General features: G+C 52.7%; 1 protein-coding gene. It reads left to right on the top strand.

The window, feature by feature from the left end:
- Positions 1-77: 77 nt before the first annotated feature.
- Positions 78-442: helitron helicase-like domain-containing protein (locus tag BBH99_RS13395; protein WP_165601941.1), on the top strand; the 365-nt coding region annotated here is incomplete at its 3' end.

The raw sequence follows: 442 nt of genomic DNA, 5'->3' as shown, positions 1-442 counted from the left end.
ATGCGCTGGGCGCGTTCTTTCACGAGCAGCGTCTCGTATACCTGTCAATGCGACAGCAACTCCGAAACATGGTACTGATGAAAGGTGCCCCCTTTGCGCGAGATCCACACTTTGCATACGTCTGCTTTAACGCTATCCAACGAAACCAGACTTCCACCGGCGCGACTTTCAAGATTGCAGAAGATCGTTATGCTGATTTTGTTGATACCCTGATGGAGAACAAAAGCCTGTTAGAGAAACTAGAGGAGAAGTACAGGGCAGAACCGGACGCCCAACCGAAGTCGAACACGGAGCGCAAGCTCATTACCGCGATAAACCAGCTACGGGTCATGTGCAAGGATGTAGTGGGCTCAAATGCTTCTAGGACGAGGATGCGTGGCCGTGTGCGTGCGATGCTGAAGTCTCTGGGTTGCCCGGCGCTGTTCGTCACTTTGAATCCGAC

This window comes from Chryseobacterium contaminans (assembly GCF_001684955.1).
Taxonomy (GTDB): domain Bacteria; phylum Bacteroidota; class Bacteroidia; order Flavobacteriales; family Weeksellaceae; genus Chryseobacterium; species Chryseobacterium contaminans.
The sequence above is the reverse complement of the archived record's forward strand: the minus strand, read 5'-3'. Positions and strand labels throughout refer to the sequence as shown.